The 19,103-nt window shown below is 72.3% G+C and carries 16 protein-coding genes; all 16 read right to left on the reverse strand.

What is annotated here, in order from left to right:
- Positions 1-14 precede the first annotated feature (14 nt).
- The 16 genes from ACGFIV_RS13290 to pyrR all read right to left on the reverse strand — a co-directional run bounded on the left by ACGFIV_RS13290 (position 15) and on the right by pyrR (position 18,689).
- Positions 15-1,733 carry a hypothetical protein gene (locus tag ACGFIV_RS13290; protein ID WP_358557585.1) on the reverse strand — a complete coding sequence of 573 codons (1,719 nt, stop codon included), beginning with the start codon at positions 1,731-1,733 and terminating at the stop codon, positions 15-17.
- 50 nt (positions 1,734-1,783) lie between these two features.
- Positions 1,784-4,015 carry a primosomal protein N' gene (locus ACGFIV_RS13295; RefSeq protein ID WP_392834620.1) on the reverse strand — a complete coding sequence of 744 codons (2,232 nt, stop codon included), beginning with the start codon at positions 4,013-4,015 and terminating at the stop codon, positions 1,784-1,786.
- A gap of 87 nt (positions 4,016-4,102) precedes the next feature.
- Entirely contained in the window at positions 4,103-5,296 is a 1,194-nt protein-coding gene (metK, locus tag ACGFIV_RS13300; RefSeq protein ID WP_392834623.1) for a methionine adenosyltransferase, read from the reverse strand.
- A gap of 132 nt (positions 5,297-5,428) precedes the next feature.
- Positions 5,429-5,797 carry a hypothetical protein gene (locus tag ACGFIV_RS13305; RefSeq protein ID WP_392834626.1) on the reverse strand — a complete coding sequence of 123 codons (369 nt, stop codon included), beginning with the start codon at positions 5,795-5,797 and terminating at the stop codon, positions 5,429-5,431.
- A gap of 88 nt (positions 5,798-5,885) precedes the next feature.
- On the reverse strand, positions 5,886-7,106 hold the full coding sequence (gene coaBC, locus ACGFIV_RS13310; protein WP_392834629.1) for a bifunctional phosphopantothenoylcysteine decarboxylase/phosphopantothenate--cysteine ligase CoaBC: 1,221 nt from the start codon (positions 7,104-7,106) through the stop codon (positions 5,886-5,888).
- A gap of 26 nt (positions 7,107-7,132) precedes the next feature.
- Entirely contained in the window at positions 7,133-7,396 is a 264-nt protein-coding gene (gene rpoZ / locus ACGFIV_RS13315; protein ID WP_203982740.1) for a DNA-directed RNA polymerase subunit omega, read from the reverse strand.
- Positions 7,397-7,494: 98 nt separating this feature from the next.
- Positions 7,495-8,088 (reverse strand): guanylate kinase, encoded by a 594-nt coding sequence (gmk, locus tag ACGFIV_RS13320; RefSeq protein WP_358554122.1) that lies wholly within the window; start codon positions 8,086-8,088, stop codon positions 7,495-7,497.
- A gap of 121 nt (positions 8,089-8,209) precedes the next feature.
- Entirely contained in the window at positions 8,210-8,533 is a 324-nt protein-coding gene (gene mihF, locus ACGFIV_RS13325; protein ID WP_114031276.1) for an integration host factor, actinobacterial type, read from the reverse strand.
- A 298-nt stretch (positions 8,534-8,831) separates the two neighbouring features.
- Positions 8,832-9,530, reverse strand: coding sequence for an orotidine-5'-phosphate decarboxylase (gene pyrF / locus ACGFIV_RS13330; RefSeq protein ID WP_358554120.1), 699 nt, complete (start codon positions 9,528-9,530; stop codon positions 8,832-8,834).
- Positions 9,527-10,501: a dihydroorotate dehydrogenase gene (locus tag ACGFIV_RS13335; protein ID WP_392834636.1), complete on the reverse strand. Its 975-nt coding sequence runs from the start codon at positions 10,499-10,501 to the stop codon at positions 9,527-9,529. Before ACGFIV_RS13335 ends, pyrF begins: the two co-directional genes overlap by 4 nt.
- Positions 10,491-11,387, reverse strand: a complete 897-nt coding sequence (locus ACGFIV_RS13340; protein ID WP_358554114.1) for a dihydroorotate dehydrogenase electron transfer subunit — start codon at positions 11,385-11,387, stop codon at positions 10,491-10,493. The genes ACGFIV_RS13335 and ACGFIV_RS13340 overlap by 11 nt, the downstream gene beginning before the upstream one ends.
- Positions 11,388-11,401: 14 nt before the next feature.
- Positions 11,402-14,692: a carbamoyl-phosphate synthase large subunit gene (gene carB, locus ACGFIV_RS13345; RefSeq protein WP_358554111.1), complete on the reverse strand. Its 3,291-nt coding sequence runs from the start codon at positions 14,690-14,692 to the stop codon at positions 11,402-11,404.
- Positions 14,685-15,839, reverse strand: a complete 1,155-nt coding sequence (carA, locus tag ACGFIV_RS13350; RefSeq protein ID WP_358554108.1) for a glutamine-hydrolyzing carbamoyl-phosphate synthase small subunit — start codon at positions 15,837-15,839, stop codon at positions 14,685-14,687. Before carA ends, carB begins: the two co-directional genes overlap by 8 nt.
- Positions 15,836-17,140 (reverse strand): dihydroorotase, encoded by a 1,305-nt coding sequence (locus tag ACGFIV_RS13355; RefSeq protein WP_358554105.1) that lies wholly within the window; start codon positions 17,138-17,140, stop codon positions 15,836-15,838. Before ACGFIV_RS13355 ends, carA begins: the two co-directional genes overlap by 4 nt.
- On the reverse strand, positions 17,137-18,072 hold the full coding sequence (locus ACGFIV_RS13360; protein ID WP_358554103.1) for an aspartate carbamoyltransferase catalytic subunit: 936 nt from the start codon (positions 18,070-18,072) through the stop codon (positions 17,137-17,139). The genes ACGFIV_RS13355 and ACGFIV_RS13360 overlap by 4 nt, the downstream gene beginning before the upstream one ends.
- Positions 18,069-18,689, reverse strand: a complete 621-nt coding sequence (pyrR, locus tag ACGFIV_RS13365) for a bifunctional pyr operon transcriptional regulator/uracil phosphoribosyltransferase PyrR (protein ID WP_358554100.1) — start codon at positions 18,687-18,689, stop codon at positions 18,069-18,071. Before pyrR ends, ACGFIV_RS13360 begins: the two co-directional genes overlap by 4 nt.
- Between the last annotated feature and the right edge of the window lie 414 nt (positions 18,690-19,103).

Below are 19,103 nucleotides of genomic sequence, written 5' to 3' on the forward strand. Positions count from 1 at the left end.
TTGACCGAGACCACTCAGTGAATGCCACGGGAGCGCGCCTTGAACGCCGCCTTGCGTGCGGCCTTGGCGAGGTTGCGATCGGGCAGGTGGCGGCCGAGGAGGTCGAGCACCTCGGCGACGTCGGGGTGCTCGACCCGCCACATCTCCTCGATGACATGGGCCGGAGGCCCCGCGGCGGCGAGGCTCCCTGCGAACTCCTCAGGGTCGTCCTCGGCGCCCGGCATGGCCAGGGCCAGCATGTCGACGCTGACCCACAGGACCTCCTCGGGCGTCAGGACGGGCGCGCTCAGGCCGTGGGAGGCCAGCCAGTGGACGACGTGCGGGCGCAGCTCCGGGTCGTCCAGGAACGGCCGTACGGCCGGGGCCGCCTCGGGCCCGAGCCCGTCGACGACCGTGACGGCGACCCCGCGCGCGACCGCCGTCCCCCCTTTCACGGCGGCGAACAGCTCCCGCGCCGCCTCGGCCGGGGAGCGCCGCTCCAGCCACCCGTCTATGTCCCGCTCGGCCTGCTCGGCGGACACGCCCGCCAGCAGGCCCGCCACGAGGCCCTCGGCGTCTCCCTCGGCGGGGTCGGGGGCGACGGGCGCGGCGAGGCCCATGCGGGAGTACATCTCGCGCAGCCCCCACAGTCCGTGCGGGGTCAGCCGGACGGCCTCCCCCGCGCGCTCGACCGTGCCGCAGCGGCCGAGGACGTCGAGCGCCGCTTCCAGCTCGCCGGGGGCCTCCCCGGGGCGGTCGTCCGCCCAGGTCTCGTCGAGGTGCTCGCGCACCGCCAGGACGGCCATGGGCGCCCGCAGCCGGTAGAGCAGCTCGTGGATCGCGTAGAGCTCCCGGTCGACCTGGACGGAACCGGTGACCTCCGCCGCCGGGCCGCCGGTGAGGAACGCCACGGTGCCCGCCCAGAGCTCCAGCACCTCGCCGTCGTCGCGGGAGGCCGGCGGCCGGAAGCCCGGCGCCGCCGTCACCCCCGCGCGGGAGACCTCCGCCAGCTCCAGGGCGACCGCCAGCTCCCAGGCGAGGGAGGGAGAGGCGACGCCGAGCTCCCGGGTGACGCGCGCCGCGTCCCTGACGCGCAGGGCCCCCTTGACCGTCGGCGTGTGGCCGCCCTCCACCATCCAGGCCACCACCAGGTGGGCGTCCCGGAGCAGGCCGGTCTCGCGGGCCGCGCGCGCGACCTCCCCGGGCGGCGCGAGCCGTACGGGCGGGAGCGGCGAGCAGCCGGGGCAGTCGCACCCCTCGTCGTCGGCCGTGACGCCCCGCAGGTGCTGCGTCCCGGCCGCCTCCTCACCCAGGGAGAGGGACGCCCCGGTGCCGAGCGCGTCGGCGTCGGCGTCGGCGCCCATCGCGCCGAAGATGCTCTTGGCCATGCCGAACTTGGAGGTGTCGGCCAGGGCCGCCGGCATCTGGGGCGCGATCTCGTCGATCTTCGCCCGCATGCGGGTGGCCATCTTGGCGCCGATCTCGCCGCTGTCGAGCAGGAAGTCGACGAGCGTGCGCGCCGCCGCGACGGTCTCCGCCGCGCTCTCGGGCGGGGCGATGACCTTGCGCGGGTAGATGTCGAGCAGCAGGTGCTCGAACGTGCCGGGCGTGAAGTCGGAGAGCTCGCTGACGTCCAGGTAGTCGCTGGCGTAGTCGCACAGGAGCCGCACCTCGTCGACGTCCACCGCGACATCCTTCGAGCGCCCCCACGCCCGGATCTCCTCGATGGCCCCGTTCACCCATTCGATCGACACAGGGAGAAACTAACGGCTTACTTTCAGCACCGCGAATCGGCGACCTGGGGTCAGATCAGATCGATCGGATCCATACACACCCGGACCAGGTCGGGAGCCTTACGCGCGGATCTCACGCCCTCCGCTCCCTTGAGCGTCCGCGCCAGCGCGCCGCCGGCTCCCCGGGGCACCCGGATCATGATCCGTTCCTCCGGCTCGCCCGGCGCGTGCCTCGGTGTGTCGACGGGGACGGGGCCGAGCACCTGCGCGCCCTCGGGAAGCGTGAGGCCGGCCGCCATCTCCCTGACCCCGGCGGCGGAGCCGGTCAGCGTGGCCACGCGGACGGCGGGCGGGAACCCCAGCACGGCACGCTCGGCGAGCTCCCGCTCGGCGTGGGTGACCGGGTCCCAGCGCACCAGCGCCTGCACGGCCGGGACCGCCGAGTCGGCGAGCACGACCAGCTCTGCCGCAGAGCGCAGCAGCGCCGCCGCGTTCATCCAGCGGCGCAGGGTCTCCTCGGCCGCGCGCAGGTCGGGACGGCCCAGCAGGGCCCAGCCGTCCAGCAGGACGGCCGCCGTGTAGCCGCCCGCGGCCACCGGCTCCGCTCCCGGCGTGGCCACGACCAGGGCCGGGTTCGGCCCCACCGTGGCGAGGACGCCGTCGCGCCCGGAGGTCTTCACGGGGACGGAGGGGAAGGCGCGCCCGAGCTCCTCGGCCGTGCGCCGTGCGCCGACCACCACGGCCCTCATCCGGTTGCTCCCGCACGCCTGGCAGCGCCAGGTGCCCGCGATGCGGCCGCACCACCGGCAGTACGGCGCGGCATGCCCCCCTCGCAACGCCAACGGCCCCCCGCACAACGCCCCCCCGGCTCCACCGGCCTCCCCCGGTCCCGCGGACGGGGACTGGGTGCAGCGGGCCGGGGCGCGGCAGTGCTGGCAGGCGAGGGCGGGGAGGTAGCCGCGGCGCGGCACCTGGACGAGGACCGGGCCGCTCGCGAGGCCGTGCTTGAGCGCCGCCCATGCCACGCTCGGCAGGCGCGCCGCGCGCGCGGCCTCGTCCCGGGCGAGATCGGTGTCGTCGCCCGCCGGCCGGACGCGGGGCGCGTGCCGCCGGAGCTCCTCCCTCGACGGAGCGATCGGCCTGGCCCAGCCCGTCGCGATGAGCTGCGTCGCCTCGGCCGTACGGGCATAGCCCGCGATCAGCAGGGCCGCTCCGGTCTGGTGGGCGCGCAGGGCGAGGATCTCGCGCGCGTGAGGGTAGGGCGCGAGCCGCTCGGCGTGCAGGTCGTCGCCGTCGTCCCAGACCACCGCGAGGCCGAGGTCGGGCACGGGGGCGAACGCCGCGGCCCTGGTGCCGACCGCCACCCGCGCCTGCCCTCGCAGCACCCGCAGCCACCTGCGGTAACGCTCGGCGGGCCCGAGGTCGGCGGTCAGCGCCACATGCCGGCCCTCCCCGAGGACACGGCGCAGGGCGGCGTCGAGCAGCGCCACGTCCTTGCCGTCGGGCACCACGACCACGGCTCCCCTGCCGCCTTCCAGCGTGGCGAGGACCGCCAGGGAGATTCCCTCGGGCCACTCGGGCCCTTCCGGGGGGCGGCCTTCGCCACCGGTCCCGGGGAGAACGTTCCACACCGCCCTCGGGGAGCGCCCCTCGGCCAGAGCGGTGAGGAACGACGGCCCCATGGGGTACCCACTCCAGGACCCGCCACCCACCGGCACCGCCGGCCCCTGGCTCCCCGCCCCACCGGTCTCGCCCTGGACTCCCACGCCGGTCTCGTCTTGGGCCCCCCCACCGGTCACGTTCTGGGCCATCGCGCCGGTCTCGTCTTGGGCCCCCGCGCCGGCCTGGGCCACCTGCGCCCGCTCCTCGGCGGCCCGTCCCGCTTCGGCCTCCACCTTGGCGTGGCGGGGCGGTACGGCGAGGCGCAGGACGTCGGACATGGTGCCGGCGTAGCGGTCGGCCACGGCACGGCAGAGGGCCGCTACGCGCGGCGTGAGCACCGGCTCGGGCGACACCACCCGCTCCAGGCCCAGCAGCTTGCCCTCGTGCTCGCTGCTCTCGGCCCGCTCCAGCAGGAACCCGTCGACGAGCTTGCCGGCGAAGCGCACGCGCACCCGGCAGCCCGGAACCGCCGAGGCGTCCATGGCCTCCGGCACGAGGTAGTCGAAGGGCCGGTCGAGATGGGGCAGCGGGGTGTCGACCAGGACGCGGGCGACGGGGAGCGCCTCGGCGGGCACGAGCGCGCCCTTGGGGACACCGGACGCACCCTTGGGAGCGCCGGGCGCACCCCTGGCTTCGGTCACCTTTAGGTCCTACCAGACGACACCGATGGGGCCGGAATCAAATCGCGGCCCGTGGAAACATCCACGGGCCGCGATCGTCGCCTGGGATCAGAGGCCGGCGGCCTCACGGAGCTGCTCCGCGCGGTCGGTGCGCTCCCACGAGAAGTTGGGCTCCTCGCGGCCGAAGTGACCGTAAGCGGCGGTCTCGGAGTAGATCGGGCGAAGCAGGTCGAGGTCGCGGATGATCGCGGCCGGGCGCAGGTCGAAGACCTGGAGGATCGCCTGCTGGATCTTCTCGATGTCGACCTTCTCGGTGCCGAAGGTCTCCACGAACACGCCCACCGGCTGCGCCTTGCCGATGGCGTACGCCACCTGCACCTCGGCGCGGTCGGCCAGCCCGGCGGCCACGACGTTCTTGGCGACCCACCGCATGGCGTACGCCGCCGAGCGGTCGACCTTGGACGGGTCCTTGCCGGAGAACGCGCCGCCACCGTGACGGGCCATGCCGCCGTAGGTGTCCACGATGATCTTGCGGCCGGTCAGGCCCGCGTCGCCCATCGGGCCGCCGATCTCGAACCGGCCCGTCGGGTTGACCAGCAGCCGGTAGCCCTCGATGTCGATGTCGAGGTCGGCGAGCACCGGCTCGACCACGTGCTCGCGGATGTCGGGGGCCAGCATCTCCTTGAGGTCGATCTCAGGGGCGTGCTGGGTCGAGACCACGACGGTGTCGAGGCGGACCGGGCGGTCACCGTCGTACTCGATGGTGACCTGGGTCTTGCCGTCGGGACGCAGGTAGGGGACCGTGCCGTTCTTGCGGACCTCCGACAGGCGGCGGGCCATGCGGTGCGCCAGCGTGATCGGAAGCGGCATCAGCTCGGGGGTCTCGCGGCAGGCGTACCCGAACATCAGGCCCTGGTCACCGGCGCCCTGGCGGTCGAGCTCGTCGGCGCCCTCGCCCTCGCGGTGCTCGTAGGCGTCGTCGACGCCCTGGGCGATGTCGGGCGACTGCGCGCCGATGGACACCGACACGCCACACGAGGCGCCGTCGAAGCCCTTGTGGGAGGCGTCGTAGCCGATCTCAAGGATCTTCTCGCGGATGACGCCTGGGATGTCGATGTAGGTGTCGGTCGTCACCTCACCGGCGACGTGCACCTGACCGGTGGTGATCATCGTCTCGACCGCGACACGGCTCGTGGAATCGTCCTTGAGCATGGCGTCGAGGATGGCGTCACTGATCTGGTCGGCGATCTTGTCGGGGTGGCCCTCGGTAACCGACTCGGAAGTGAACAGGCGGCGGGACAACTCAGTGGCTCCTCATGCAGCGGCTGCTGACGTCGTGGGCTTGGCGTGAGACGGCCAAAGCGCTCCGCCGAGTCTAGCCTCACCTTAAGCGGCGTCGCTCAACCGCCTTGTCAGATGGTCGTGGCCGACGGCCTAGAGATCGGGAAGCGGATCCCTCGGCAGGTCGTCCGGGGAGAACGCCTCGGCGTCCGCGGCCCCGACGACAGCGACGTACTCATCGTCGACCTCGAAAACCGTACCACCCAATTCGATCGTGGGCCCGGCGCCGAAGCTCAGCGGGCCGAGGCGAGTCCGCCGGGGGTAGGTCGCCCACACGGCGGCGGGCTCGTACCGGCTGAACACCTTCGTGGCCAGCACGGTGATGGACCGGTCGGAAACCACGATCATGTAGTTGGCCACGCCGCTCGAACCGACCAGCGTGACGGGAAAGACGTAGTGGACGCTCTCGCCGGGGGACAGCAGAGCGCGGCAGCGTCCTCTGATGGCGGCGGTCACCGGCATAGTCTCAGCCCTCTCACTGCGGCCTGCTCCTGGAGTATCCGCCGGTTGGCGCCTCCCAGCAAGCGCCCCGAGGCCGCTGTCGGCCCGCTCAGGCCAGCCGCGCGGCGACCAGGTCCCAGACGGTGTCGGCCAGGGCTTCCTTCGGGCCGCGCGGGACCTCCACGGACTCCGCGCCGGCCACCAGGATCACCGCGGCGTTGTCGGGCGTGCCGAAGGCGAGCCGCTCGCCCACCTGGTTGACGACGAGCAGGTCACAGCCCTTTCGGGCGAGTTTGGCCCGGCCGTTGGCGAGCACGTCGTCGGTCTCGGCGGCGAATCCGGCGATCACTTCGGGAGCGGGCTTCCGCCCCTCCCTCCGCCGGTCGCACAGCTCGGCAAGGATGTCGGGATTTTTCGTGAGATGGATGGGCTCGGGCTCGCCGGACGTCTTCTTGATCTTCGAGTCGCTCCGGGCGGCGGGCCGGAAGTCGGCGACGGCCGCCGCCATGACCACCGCGTCGGCGCCCTCGGCGGCCGCGAGGACGGCGGCGCGCAGGTCGAGCGTGGACTCCACGCGCACCATCGTGACCCCGGCGGGGTCGGGCAGCGCGACGTTGGCCGCGACCAGGGTGACCTCGGCGCCGCGCGCCACGGCCGTGCGGGCCAGGGCGTACCCCTGGAGGCCCGAGGAGCGGTTGCCGATGAAGCGGACCGGGTCGATCGCCTCGCGCGTGCCCCCGGCCGAGACCACGACGCGGCGGCCGGCGAGGTCGCGCTCGCGCCCGGCCAGCACGCGGCGGCAGACCTCGAAGATCTGCTGGGGGTCGGGAAGGCGGCCGGGCCCGGTGTCCGCGCCGGTCAGCCTGCCCACGGCCGGGTCGATGACCAGCGACCCCCGCTCGCGCAGCGTCGCGACGTTCGCGCGGGTGGCGGGGTGCTCCCACATCTCGGTGTGCATGGCGGGGGCGAAGACCACGGGACAGCGCGCGGTGAGCAGGGTGTTGGTGAGCAGGTCTCCGGCGAGGCCGTGCGCGGCCTTTGCGAGGATGTCGGCGGTCGCGGGCGCGACCACGACCAGGTCGGCGCCCTGGCCGATGCGGACGTGGGGCACCTCGTGGACGGACTCCCAGACCTCACTGGTCACGGGGTTGCCGGACAGGGCGGCCCAGGTGGGCTCGCCGACGAAGCGCAGAGCGTCACGGGTCGGGACGACCCGGACCTCGTGCCCCGACTCGGTGAACAGCCGCAGCAGCTCGCAGGCCTTGTAAGCGGCGATGCCCGCGCCGACGCCGAGGACGACTCCCGGCCTCGCGCGGACCTGGCTCGCCATCACGTCGTCCGCAGGAAGGGGGCCGGTCAGCCCTCGATCGGCTCGGAGGTGAGCAGACCTTCGGAGACCTCGCGCAGCGCGATGGACAGGGGCTTCTCCTGCGCGTGGGTCTCCACGAGGGGACCGACGTACTCAAGGAGGCCCTCGCCCAGCTGGGAGTAGTAGGCGTTGATCTGGCGCGCCCGCTTCGCGCCCATGATGACCAGGCTGTACTTGCTGTCGACGACCTCAAGCAGCTGGTCGATCGGCGGGTTGGTGATGCCTTCGGCAACCGGGGCAGTGCCTGCCACGTCGTCGGCCTCTCAGTCGGATGGCGAGTCTTGGGTCTTGGCCTCGAAGGATACCAAGGGGAATCGGCAGGGCCGACTCGCACAGGCCAGGCCGATCTTCACTTCATCAAGGCTATCAGCCGGCCGCACACTTCCTTGACGGCCGTGTTGACGAGCGTGAGATCGAACTCCTTCTCGGAGGCCAGCTCGACGCGGCCCGCGGCGAGACGGCGCTCGATGACGTCCTCGGGCTCGGTGCCGCGACCACGCAGGCGGCTCTCCAGCTCTTCCCAGCTCGGCGGGGCCAGGAAGACGAGCAGAGCCTCGGGCATGGTCTCACGCACCTGCCGGGCGCCCTGCAGGTCGATCTCCAGCAGCGTCGGCACGCCATGGGCGAGCTTCCGCTCCACGGGCACGCGGGGCGTCCCATACCGGTTGCCGGCGAACTCGGCCCATTCGAGCAGCTCGCCATCGGCGATCATGCGGTCGAACTCGTCGCCGGTGACGAAATAGTACTCGACACCGTGCGTCTCGCCCGGACGGGGCGTCCTGGTGGTCACCGAGACCGACAGCCACACCTCTGGGTGGGACCGCCGAAGCTCGGCGACGACCGTGGACTTGCCCACGCCCGACGGCCCGGAGAGGACCGTGAGGCGGTTTCCCGTCGGTCCGGAGGAGACCACGGTCGCCTCCGGACTCCCGGATGGAGGCATGGAGTCACCGCCACGGGCCCCAGACCCCCCGAAAACGGGCGCCTCGTGGGCTCCGCCCTCTTCGGGCCAGGACGTACCGGTCACACCACACCCCCGTTGATCTTGTTCGTACGGACCGAGATCAGCTCTCGGCGCCGCCGAACTCGCGCTCCAGAGCTGCGCGCTGGTTCGCGCCGAGGCCCCGTACGCGACGGGACTCGGCGATACCGAGCCGCTCCATGAGCTGCTTGGCGCGGACCTTGCCCACGCCGGGGAGCGACTCCAAAAGCGCCGACACCTTCATCTTGCCGATGACGTCGTCGGTCTGACCATCCTTGAGCACCTCAGCCAGAGAAACCGCGCCGTGCTTCAGCCGGTTCTTGACCTCGGCACGCTCCTTGCGGGCCTTGGCAGCCTTCTCCAGGGCTGCGGCGCGCTGCTCGGGGGTCAGGGGAGGAAGAGCCACGCCGGGTCACCTCGAATTTCTGTCGATGTACTCGGACGGGAGGGGAAACTAGCTGGTCTTCGGCCTTCAAGCAACGTCAAGACCAGTTTCTCCCCTCACAAAATCCATTTCACTACTCTTCGTGTTCGAGATATCGCAGTGCGTCGACAAAATGCGCCTGTACAGGCCCCTCACGGGCTAGTCACCGCGGCGGCGCGCGGGGCCACCCGGGCTAGTCCCCCGGACGCGGCGCGGGCCCCCGCGCGGCCCCGGAGGAGCCGCGGGAGGCCCGCGGAACGCGAAGGGATGAACTTCGCATTCAGCCCGAAAGGACGCGGCGGATGGCCGCGGCGATGCCCGCGGCGGCGGCTCCCGGGTCGGCCGATCCGGTGATCGGGCGGCCGATCACGAGTAGATCGGCCCCGTCGGCGATAGCCTGCTCGGGAGTCGCTACTCTTGCCTGATCCTGGGTGTCCGAACCGGCGGGCCGGACCCCCGGGGTGATCAGCGTGATGCCGGGCCCGACCTCCGCGCGCACCGCGGCGACCTCGCGCGGCGAGCACACGAGGGCCTGGGCGCCCGCGCCGACGGCCTCCACGGCCAGACGGCGCACGGCGTCCCCGGCGGGTCCCCTCACACCGATGCGCTCCAGATCGGCCTCTGAGAGCGACGTGAGGGCCGTCACGGCGGCGATGACGGCGTTCGGGGCCGATTCCACCGCGGCCTGGATCATGGCGCGCCCTCCGGCCGCGTGGACGGTCAGGATGGCGGGCTTGAGCCGGGCCACGGCACGGGCCGCTCCCGCGACGGTGTTCGGGATGTCGTGGAGCTTGAGATCGAGGAAGACCTGGATGCCGGTGGCCCCCCTCACCGAAGCGATCACATCGGGGCCGTAGCGCAGGTAGAGTTCGAGGCCGACCTTCACGGTGCTCACGTGCGGAGTGACCAGGGCCGCCCAGCGGGCCGCCGTCTCCAGATCGGGTGCGTCCAGGGCGACGGCGATGGGTGCGGACGTCACAGAGAGCTCTCCTCCAGGTCGATTCGGTGCCGGGGCCCGGCCCCGGGTGGTCGGTGGGCCAGCCCGACGGCGTCGGCCAGGCGCTCGAAGCCCCGCTCCTTGAGCAGGTCTTCGAGCTCCCGCAGGATCCGCAGGCAGGCGTAGGGGTCGTTGAACAGCGCGGTGCCCACCGAGACGACGCAGGCGCCCGCGAGGATCAGTTCCAGGGCGTCGCGCCCGGTCATGACGCCGCCCATGCCGACGATGGGGACGCCGGGCAGCGCGGCGTGCACCTGCCACAGGCAGCGCACGGCGAGCGGCCTGATGGCGGGCCCCGAGAGCCCGCCGGTGCCGGCGGCGAGCGAGGGGCGCATGGTGTCGACGTCGATGCTCATGCCGAGGGGCGAGTTGATCATGGCGAGCGCGTCGGCGCCGCCGTCCACGCACGCGCGGGCCACGGCGACGATGTCGGCCACGTCGGGGGCGAGCTTGGCCACCACGGGGACGTCGTAGCGCATGGTGGCCCGCACCGAGGCGACGACCTCGGCGGAGGCGGCGGGGTCGCGGGCGAACACCCGCCCGAGGTCCTCGACGTTCGGGCAGGACAGGTTCACCTCGATCGCGGCCACTCCCGGCGCGTCGGCCAGCCTGCGCGCGAGCGCGGTGTACTCCGCGACGCTGCCCCCGGCGACCGACACCACCGCGCGCCCCCCTCGCTCGACCAGGCGGGGCAGCTCGTGTTCGAGGAAGGCGTCCACGCCCGGCCCCTGGAGCCCCACGGCGTTCAGCATGCCCGAGGGAGTCTCGGCCATCCGGGGGGTGGGCCGCCCGGCCCTGGGCGCCATGGTGATCGACTGGGTCACGACGGCGCCGAGGCGGGCGAGGTCGAAGAACTGGGAGAGCTCGGCGCCGGAGGCGGCGCACCCGGCGGCCGTGGTGATCGGGTTGGCCAGTTCGACGTGCGCGAGGTACGTCCGCATGTCAACTGACATTTCGGGTGTGAACACCTCCCTCCTGTGCTCGTCCCCCAGGCGCTCCCAGGGCGTCGAACGGGATGGTGCCGATGTCCTCGAACCGCACCCGCTCGCCGCGGAACACCGGCCCCTCCACGCAGGATCGCACCATGCGGGTGACGCCGTCGTCGCCCATGACAGGAAGCACGCACGTCATGCAGACGCCGTACCCGCACGCCATCGACTCCTCGACGGAGACCTGGACCGGGATGTCGAACTCGACGGCGACGGCGGTCACGCCGCGCAGCATCGCCATAGGGCCGCACGCGTAGACCACGTCGGCGCGCGCGTCGGCGATCACCGAGGGCAGGGCGTCGGTGACGCGGCCGCGCAGGCCGAGCGAGCCGTCCTCGGTGGTGAGCGTCGTGGTCTCGCCCATGCGCCGGGCGCGCAGCGCGCCGAACACCCGGTCGGCCGAGGCGGCCCCGAGCACGAAGTCGACCCGGCACCCGCGCTGCTGCAGCGTGTCGGCCAGGGCGAACAGCGACGCCGAGCCGTACTCACCGCCGACGAGCACGCACGCGCACGGGTCGCGCGGCACGGGGAACGGGCGGCCGAGCGGGCCGACCAGGTCGAGGCTGTCCCTGGCCTTGCGCTCGGCGAGCCACGCGGTGCCCCGGCCGCGCACGGCGAAGACGAGCTCCACCGTGCCGCCGTAGTCGGGCTTGACGTCGTGCACGGAGAAGACCCGGCGCGTCGGCATGGAGGTGTGCGGCCCGCCGACGGCCACGGAGACGAAGTGGCCGGGACGGAAGCGCTCGGCGATGCCGGGCGCCACCACGGTCAGCGCGTGATACGCGTCGACACGACGCGTCGTCAGCACCGTGCCCGTCACCTGCACCGGAGTAACGGCCGTCTCCCTCACCTCCCGCCTGGTCGTCAGCCCCTCAGCCGCTGGGCGTGCTCCTGGAGCGACCGTACGCCCACGGAGCCCGCGGCGATCGCCTGGATGCCCTGTACGGCCGCACCGAGGCCCTGCACAGTGGTGACGCACGGGATGTCCCGCAGGACGGCCGCCGTGCGGATCTCGTATCCGTCGAGCCGGGGGCCGGACTGGCCCGGGCTGCCGAAGGGGGTGTTCACGATGAGGTCCACCTCGCCGTCGAGGATCCGGGTCACGATGGTCGGCTCACCGTCCGCACCGGCGCCGTCGCTCTGCTTTCGCACGATCTTGGCATGGACGCCGTTGCGGCGCAGCACCTCGGCGGTGCCCTCCGTGGCCAGGATCTCGAACCCCAGGTCGGCAAGAGCCTTCACCGGGAAGATCATCGCCCGCTTGTCGCGGTTGGCCACCGAGACGAACGCCCGGCCCTTGGTCGGCAGCGAGCCGTAGGACGCCGACTGCGACTTGGCGTAGGCCGTGCCGAAGACCTCGTCGATGCCCATGACCTCGCCCGTGGAGCGCATCTCGGGGCCGAGGATCGTGTCGACGCCCAGGAACCGGTTGAACGGCAGCACGGCCTCCTTGACCGCGATGGGCGCGTCCAGGGGCAGAGTGCCGCCGTCGCCCGTGGCGGGCAGCATGCCCTCCTCGCGGAGCCCGGCGATGGTGGCGCCCATCATGACCCGGGCCGCGGCCTTGGCCAGCGGCACGGCGGTCGCCTTGGACACGAACGGCACCGTACGGCTCGCACGCGGGTTGGCCTCAAGGACGTACAGGACGTTGGCCGACATGGCGTACTGGACGTTCAGGAGCCCGCGCACGCCCACTCCGCGCGCGATGGCCTCGGTGGCGGCGCGGATGCGCTTGATGTCGAACCCGCCGAGTGTGATCGGCGGCAGCGCGCACGCCGAGTCGCCGGAGTGGATGCCGGCCTCCTCGATGTGCTCCATGACCCCGCCGAGGTAGAGCTCGGCGCCGTCGTACAGCGCGTCCACGTCGATCTCGATGGCCTCGTCGAGGAACTTGTCCACCAGCACCGGGTGGTCGCTCGCCGCCCCGGCCAACGCCATGTACGCGCTCAGCGTCTCCTCGTCGTACACGATCGCCATGCCCGCGCCGCCGAGGACGTACGAGGGGCGCACGAGGACGGGGTAGCCGATGTCCCCGGCGATGGCCCGCGCCTCCTGCACGGTGACGGCGGTGCCGTGCTTGGGAGCGGGCAGCCCGGCCTCGGCGAGCACCCGCCCGAACGCGCCGCGCTCCTCGGCCAGGTGGATCGACTCGGGGCTGGTGCCGACGACGGGCACGCCCGCGTCCTTCAGCGCCTGGGCGAGGCCCAGCGGCGTCTGCCCGCCGAGCTGGACGATCACCCCGGCGACCGGCCCTGTCGACCGCTCGGCGTGCACGACCTCAAGGACGTCCTCCAGGGTGAGCGGCTCGAAGTAGAGCCGGTCGGAGGTGTCGTAGTCCGTGGAGACCGTCTCGGGGTTGCAGTTGACCATCACGGTCTCGTACCCGGCGGCCGAAAGTTCGAACGAGGCGTGCACGCAGGCGTAGTCGAACTCGATGCCCTGCCCGATGCGGTTCGGCCCGCTGCCCAGGATGATCACCTTGGGGCGGTCGCCGTACGGGACCTCGGTCTCCTCGTCGTAGGTCGAGTAGAGGTAGGGCGTCTTGGCGGCGAACTCGGCGGCGCAGGTGTCCACGGTGTTGTAGACGGGCCGCACGCCGAGCCCCTGGCGCAGCGCCCTGACCTCGGGCTCGGGAAGGCCGTGGATCTCGGCGATCTGCGCGTCGCTGAAGCCGTGCCGCTTGGCGCGGGCCAGGGCGGCCTCGGTCAGCTCGCCCTCGCCGAGCGCCCGGGCCTCCTCGTCGATGAGGAAGAGCTGGTCGAGGAACCACGGGTCGACGCTCGTGGCCTCGTGCAGCTCCTCGATCGTCGCCCCGGCCCTGATAGCCTGCTGCATCGTGCGCAGCCGCCCGTCGTGCGGCGCGCGGGAGGCGTTGAGAAGGGCCTGCTTGTCGCCGGGCTCCCCCGCCCAGCTGAAGGACGATCCCTTCTTCTCCAGCGATCTCAGGGCCTTCTGGAGGGCTTCGGGGAAGGACCGGCCGATGGCCATGGCCTCGCCGACCGACTTCATGTGGGTGGTGAGGGTCTGGTCGGCCCCGGCGAACTTCTCGAAGGCGAAGCGCGGCACCTTGACCACGATGTAGTCGAGCGACGGCTCGAACGACGCCGGGGTCTCACGGGTGATGTCATTCGGGATCTGGTCGAGGGTGTAGCCGACGGCGAGCTTGGCCGCGATCTTGGCGATCGGGAAGCCGGTGGCCTTGGAGGCCAGCGCGCTCGACCGCGACACGCGCGGGTTCATCTCGATGACGACCATGCGCCCGGTGCGCGGGTCGACCGCGAACTGGATGTTGCAGCCGCCGGTGTCGACCCCGACCTCGCGGATGACCGCGATCGCGACGTCGCGCATGTTCTGGTACTCGCGGTCGGTCAGCGTCAGGGCCGGGGCCACGGTCACGCTGTCGCCGGTGTGCACGCCCATCGGGTCGATGTTCTCGATGGAGCAGACGATGACGACGTTGTCGGCCCGGTCGCGCATGACCTCCAGCTCGTACTCCTTCCAGCCGAGGATCGACTCCTCAAGGAGCACCTCGGTGGTCGGCGAGGCGTCGAGCCCGGCGCCCGCGATGCGGCGCAGGTCGTCCTCGTCGTAGGCGAACCCGGACCCGGCGCCGCCCATGGTGAAGCTCGGCCGCACGACCACCGGGTAGCCGAGGCCGTCCGCCGCGACGAGGCACTCCTCCAGCGTGTGGCAGATCGCCGACCTGGCCGACTCGGCGTTGAGGCCGTACTCGTCGGCCACCTTGGCGACGATCTGCTTGAACAGCTGGCGGTTCTCGCCCGCCTGGATCGCGTCGATGTCCGCGCCGATGAGCTCGACGCCGTACCGCTCCAGCACCCCGGCCTCGTGCAGCGCCACGGCGGCGTTGAGCGCCGTCTGGCCGCCAAGGGTGGGCAGCAGGGCGTCGGGCCGTTCCCTGGCGATGATCTGCTCGACGATCTCGGGCGTGATCGGCTCGACGTACGTCGCGTCGGCGAACTCCGGGTCTGTCATGATCGTCGCCGGGTTGCTGTTGACCAGGATGACCCGGTAGCCCTCGGCGCGCAGGACCCTGCACGCCTGGGTGCCCGAGTAGTCGAACTCGCACGCCTGCCCGATCACGATCGGCCCGGAGCCGATGACCATGATCGAGCTGATGTCAGTGCGCTTAGACACTCTCGCCCTCCGTCTTCACCGTCGTGCCCGGGCGCGCCATCAGGGCGCAGAACTCGTCGAACAGGCCCGCCGCGTCGTGCGGGCCGGCGGCGGCCTCGGGGTGGTACTGCACGCTGAACGCGGGGTAGTCCAGCAGGCGCAGCCCCTCCACGCAGCCGTCGTTGAGGTTCACGTGGCTGACCTCCGCGCGGCCGTACGGGGTGTCGAACGGCCCGTCCAGGGGCGCCTGTACGGCGAAGCCGTGATTGTGGGCGGAGATGTCCACCTTGCCGGTGCGGCGGTCCTGAACCGGCTGGTTCACGCCCCTGTGGCCGTACCGCAGCTTGTACGTGCCGAGCCCGAGGGCGCGGCCGAGGATCTGGTTGCCGAAGCAGATGCCGAAGACCGGCCTGCCCGCGTCCATCACGCCCGTGAGCGCCTCGACGGCGTAGCCGGCGGTCGCCGGGTCGCCCGGCCCGTTCGACAGGAACACCCCGTCAGGGTCGAGGGCGAGGATGTCGGCCGCCGTCGCGCCCGCCGGGAGCACGTGGACCTCACACCCCCGCTCGGCCATGCGGTAGGGCGTCATCGCCTTGATGCCGAGGTCGACCGCCGCGACCGTGAACCGCTTCCTCCCGTGCGCGGGGACGACGTACGGCCCGGCCGTGGAGACCTCCTTGGCGAGGTCGGCGCCCACCATGGAAGGGCTGTTCCGCACCCTCTCGGCCAGCTCCTCCACCGAGGCCGTGGGAGAGGTGAAGACCCCGGCGCGCATGGCGCCGCGCTCGCGCAGGTGGCGGGTGAGCGCGCGCGTGCCCGGCATGGCGATGCCGACCACGCCCTGCGCGCGCAGTTCCTCGTCGAGCGAGCGGCGGGAGCGCCAGTTCGAGGCGACCCGCGCGGGCTCGCGCACGACGTACCCGGCGACCCAGATGCGGGACGACTCAGGGTCCTCGTCGTTGACGCCGGTGTTGCCGATGTGCGGCGCGGTCATCGCCACGATCTGCCGGTGGTAGGAGGGGTCGGTGAGGGTCTCCTGGTAGCCGGTCATCCCGGTGGAGAAGACCATCTCGCCGAACGTCTCGCCCTCGGCGCCGTACGGCGTGCCGTGGAAGGCCCGGCCGTCCTCCAGGACGAGGACCGCTGTGCCCGTGGTCGCGCGCGTCACGTGAGCTTCCCTTCGAGAACGGTGGGACGGCCGCGCAGGAAGGTCGCGACGACCCTGCCCGGCAGCGTCATGCCCTGGTAGGGCGTGTTGCGGCTCTTGGAGGCGAATCCGCCCGGGTCGACCGCCCAGCGTACGGAGGGGTCGACCAGGGTGAGGTTCGCGGGGGCGCCCGCCCGGAGCGGCCCGCCGTGGCCGGACAGCCGCCCGATGCGGGCGGGACGCGCGGACATGCGGTCGGCGACGCCCTCCCAGTCGAGCAGGCCGGTCTCGACCATGGCCTCCTGGACCACCGACAGGGCGGTCTCCAGGCCGATCATGCCCATGGCCGCCGCCGGCCACTCGGTCTCCTTGTCCTCGACCGGGTGCGGCGCGTGGTCGGTGGCCACGCAGTCGATCGTGCCGTCGGCGAGGGCCTCGCGCAGCGCCCGCACGTCGGTCTCGGTGCGCAGCGGCGGGTTCACCTTGTAGATCGGGTTGTACGCGCCCGCCGGCGAGGTCTCCGCGCAGGCGTCGGTGAGCAGCAGGTGGTGCGGGGTCACCTCGGCGGTGACGTCCCAGCCCTTCGACTTCGCCCAGCGGATGATCTCCACGGAGCCCGCCGTCGAGACGTGGCAGATGTGGAGCCGGGAGCCGACGTGCGCGGCCAGCAGGCAGTCACGCGCGATGATCGCCTCCTCGGCGACGGCCGGCCAGCCGGTCAGCCCGAGGCGGCCGGACACCGAGCCCTCGTTCATCTGCGCGCCCTCGGTCAGGCGCGGCTCCTGCGCGTGCTGGGCCACCACCCCGTCGAACGCCTTGACGTACTCAAGGGCCCGGCGCATCAGGACGGCGTCGGAGACGCACACCCCGTCGTCGGAGAAGACCCGGACCCGGGCCGCGCTGTCGGCCATCGCGCCGAGCTCGGCGAGCTGCCTGCCCGCGAGGCCCGCCGTGACGGCGCCCACCGGCTGCACGTCGCAGTGCCCGGCCTCCTGGCCGAGCCGCCAGACCTGCTCCACGACGCCCGCCGTGTCGGCGACCGGCGAGGTGTTGGCCATGGCGTGGACGGCGGTGAACCCGCCGAGCGCCGCCGCCGCGGTGCCGGACTCGACGGTCTCGGCGTCCTCACGGCCGGGCTCGCGCAGGTGGGTGTGCAGATCGACCAGGCCGGGGAGCGCGATCAGCCCCTCGGCGTCGACACGGGCCGCGCCGGCGCCGCCGATCTCGCCCGGGGCGCCGATCGCGGCGATGTACCCGTCTTCGATGAGGATGTCCCGCGGCTCGCCCCCGAGGACGCGGGCGGCTTTGACGAGATAGCTCACTGGTTCCCCCCGATCGCGGGCTCGGAGCCGGACAGAAGCAGGTAGAGGACGGCCATGCGCACGGTCACGCCGTTGGTGACCTGCTCGACGATGGTCGAGCGGGCGGAGTCGGCGACCTCGGCGGCGATCTCCATACCGCGGTTCATCGGCCCCGGGTGCATCACTATCGCCCCCTCGGGCATCCTGCCGAGCCGTTCGGGGTCCAGGCCGTAGCGGCGGCTGTACTCGCGGGCGGAGGGGAAGTACGAGGCGTTCATCCGCTCGTGCTGGACGCGCAGCATCATCACCACGTCGGACTTGGGCAGCACGGCGTCGAAGTCGTAGGAGATCTCGCACGGCCAGTCGCCCATGGCCACCGGCAGCAGCGTCGGCGGCGCGACGAGCGTCACCTCGGCGCCCAGCGTGTGCAGCAGGTGGACGTTCGAGCGGGCGACCCTGCTGTGCAGCACGTCGCCGACGATCGTCACCCTTCGGCCGTCGAGCTCGCCGAGGCGCCTGCGCATGGTGAAGGCGTCCAGCAGCGCCTGGGTCGGGTGCTCGTGGGTGCCGTCCCCGGCGTTGACCACGCTTCCGTCGACCCAGTTGGCCAGGCGGTGCGGGGCCCCGGAGGCGCCGTGGCGGATGACCACGGCGTCGGCGCCCATCGCCTGCAGGGTGAGCGCGGTGTCCTTGAGGCTCTCGCCCTTGGACACGCTCGACCCCTTGGCCGAGAAGTTGATCACATCGGCTGACAGGCGCTTGGCGGCGGCCTCGAAGGAGATGCGGGTGCGGGTGGAGTCCTCGAAGAACAGGTTCACGACGGTGCGCCCGCGCAGGGTCGGCAGCTTCTTGATGGAACGGTCCGAGACCTGCGAGAGCTGCTCGGCGGTGTCGAGGATCAGCAGCGCGTCGTCGCGCGACAGGTCGGCCGTGGACAGCAGGTGGCGGTTCATCGCTGGCCTCCCCTCAGCAGGACCGCGTCACGCTGGTCGGTCTCCGCCAGGCACACCCGTACGGTCTCCGCGCGCGAGGTCGGGAGGTTCTTGCCGACGTAGTCGGCGCGGATCGGCAGCTCGCGGTGGCCCCGGTCGACCAGGACGGCGAGCCGTACGGCCGTGGGACGGCCGAGGTCGTTGAGCGCGTCGAGGGCCGCGCGTACGGTGCGGCCCGAGTACAGGACGTCGTCGACGAGCACGACGATGCGGCCGTCCACCCCGTCCTCGGGGAGCTCGGTGCGGCCGAGGGCGCGCGCCGGCTTCAGCCTCAGGTCGTCGCGGTACATGGTCACGTCGAGGGAACCGGTGGCCACCGGATGACCTTCGACCTGCTCGATGCGGTCGGCGAGCCTGCGCGCCAGGAAGGTCCCCCGGGTGGGGATGCCGAGGAGCAGGAGCTGGTCGGGGCCCTTGGCGCGTTCGAGGATCTCGTGGGCGATGCGGGTGAGGGCCCGGTTGATGTCGGGGGCCTCCAGCACCGCGCGCTCGCCGTCATGCGGCCGCTGGCCGTCACGCGGCTGGTCACCGTCGTGCCGTGGATCGTCGTCGCGCGCCTGGTTTCGGGCGGCGTTCATGAGGGTCACCACCTTTCCCGCCTCACAGGACGGGTCTTAAAGGAACTGGCTCGCCCACGTTATCAGCCTTGAAGGAAACCTCCCGAACCGGTTCGGCCTCCCTAACCTGGGCAGATGCCCGTATGCCGGGATCATGCGCCGGGCCTGCCGGCCCCATCCGCCGCGCCGGAGCCGTACGGAACCCGTGCGGCCGCTGTAAGGAAGGAGCGGGTGCGGCGCTTGAGACCGAGCAGATCAGGGCCGGACCGGACAGGATTCGGCATCTTTTTTCCAATCAGCTTGACCAAACACGTCCACACCTTTACCGTCACTGTCCGTAACCACACCTCGCGACGTTCTCGGGTAAACCACGACGCGTCGGTCACCGATGGTGCCTCCCCGGGTGCCACCCGATCGCCGTGGCATTCGTCGCAA

The sequence above is a fragment of the Sphaerisporangium sp. NPDC049003 genome (genome assembly GCF_043197795.1).
In the GTDB taxonomy this organism is placed as follows: Bacteria; Actinomycetota; Actinomycetes; order Streptosporangiales; family Streptosporangiaceae; genus Sphaerisporangium.

Excerpts from the sequence above, each read along its gene's own strand:
- gmk (WP_358554122.1), bottom strand. The coding sequence starts at position 8,088 with ATGCCTCCATCCGGGAGTCCGGAGGCGACCGTGGTCTCCTCCGGACCG.
- ACGFIV_RS13360 (WP_358554103.1), bottom strand. The coding sequence starts at position 18,072 with ATGAACCGCCACCTGCTGTCCACGGCCGACCTGTCGCGCGACGACGCG.
- coaBC (WP_392834629.1), bottom strand. The coding sequence starts at position 7,106 with ATGGCGAGCCAGGTCCGCGCGAGGCCGGGAGTCGTCCTCGGCGTCGGC.
- ACGFIV_RS13335 (WP_392834636.1), bottom strand. The coding sequence starts at position 10,501 with ATGTCAGTTGACATGCGGACGTACCTCGCGCACGTCGAACTGGCCAAC.
- pyrR (WP_358554100.1), bottom strand. The coding sequence starts at position 18,689 with ATGAACGCCGCCCGAAACCAGGCGCGCGACGACGATCCACGGCACGAC.
- ACGFIV_RS13305 (WP_392834626.1), bottom strand. The coding sequence starts at position 5,797 with ATGCCGGTGACCGCCGCCATCAGAGGACGCTGCCGCGCTCTGCTGTCC.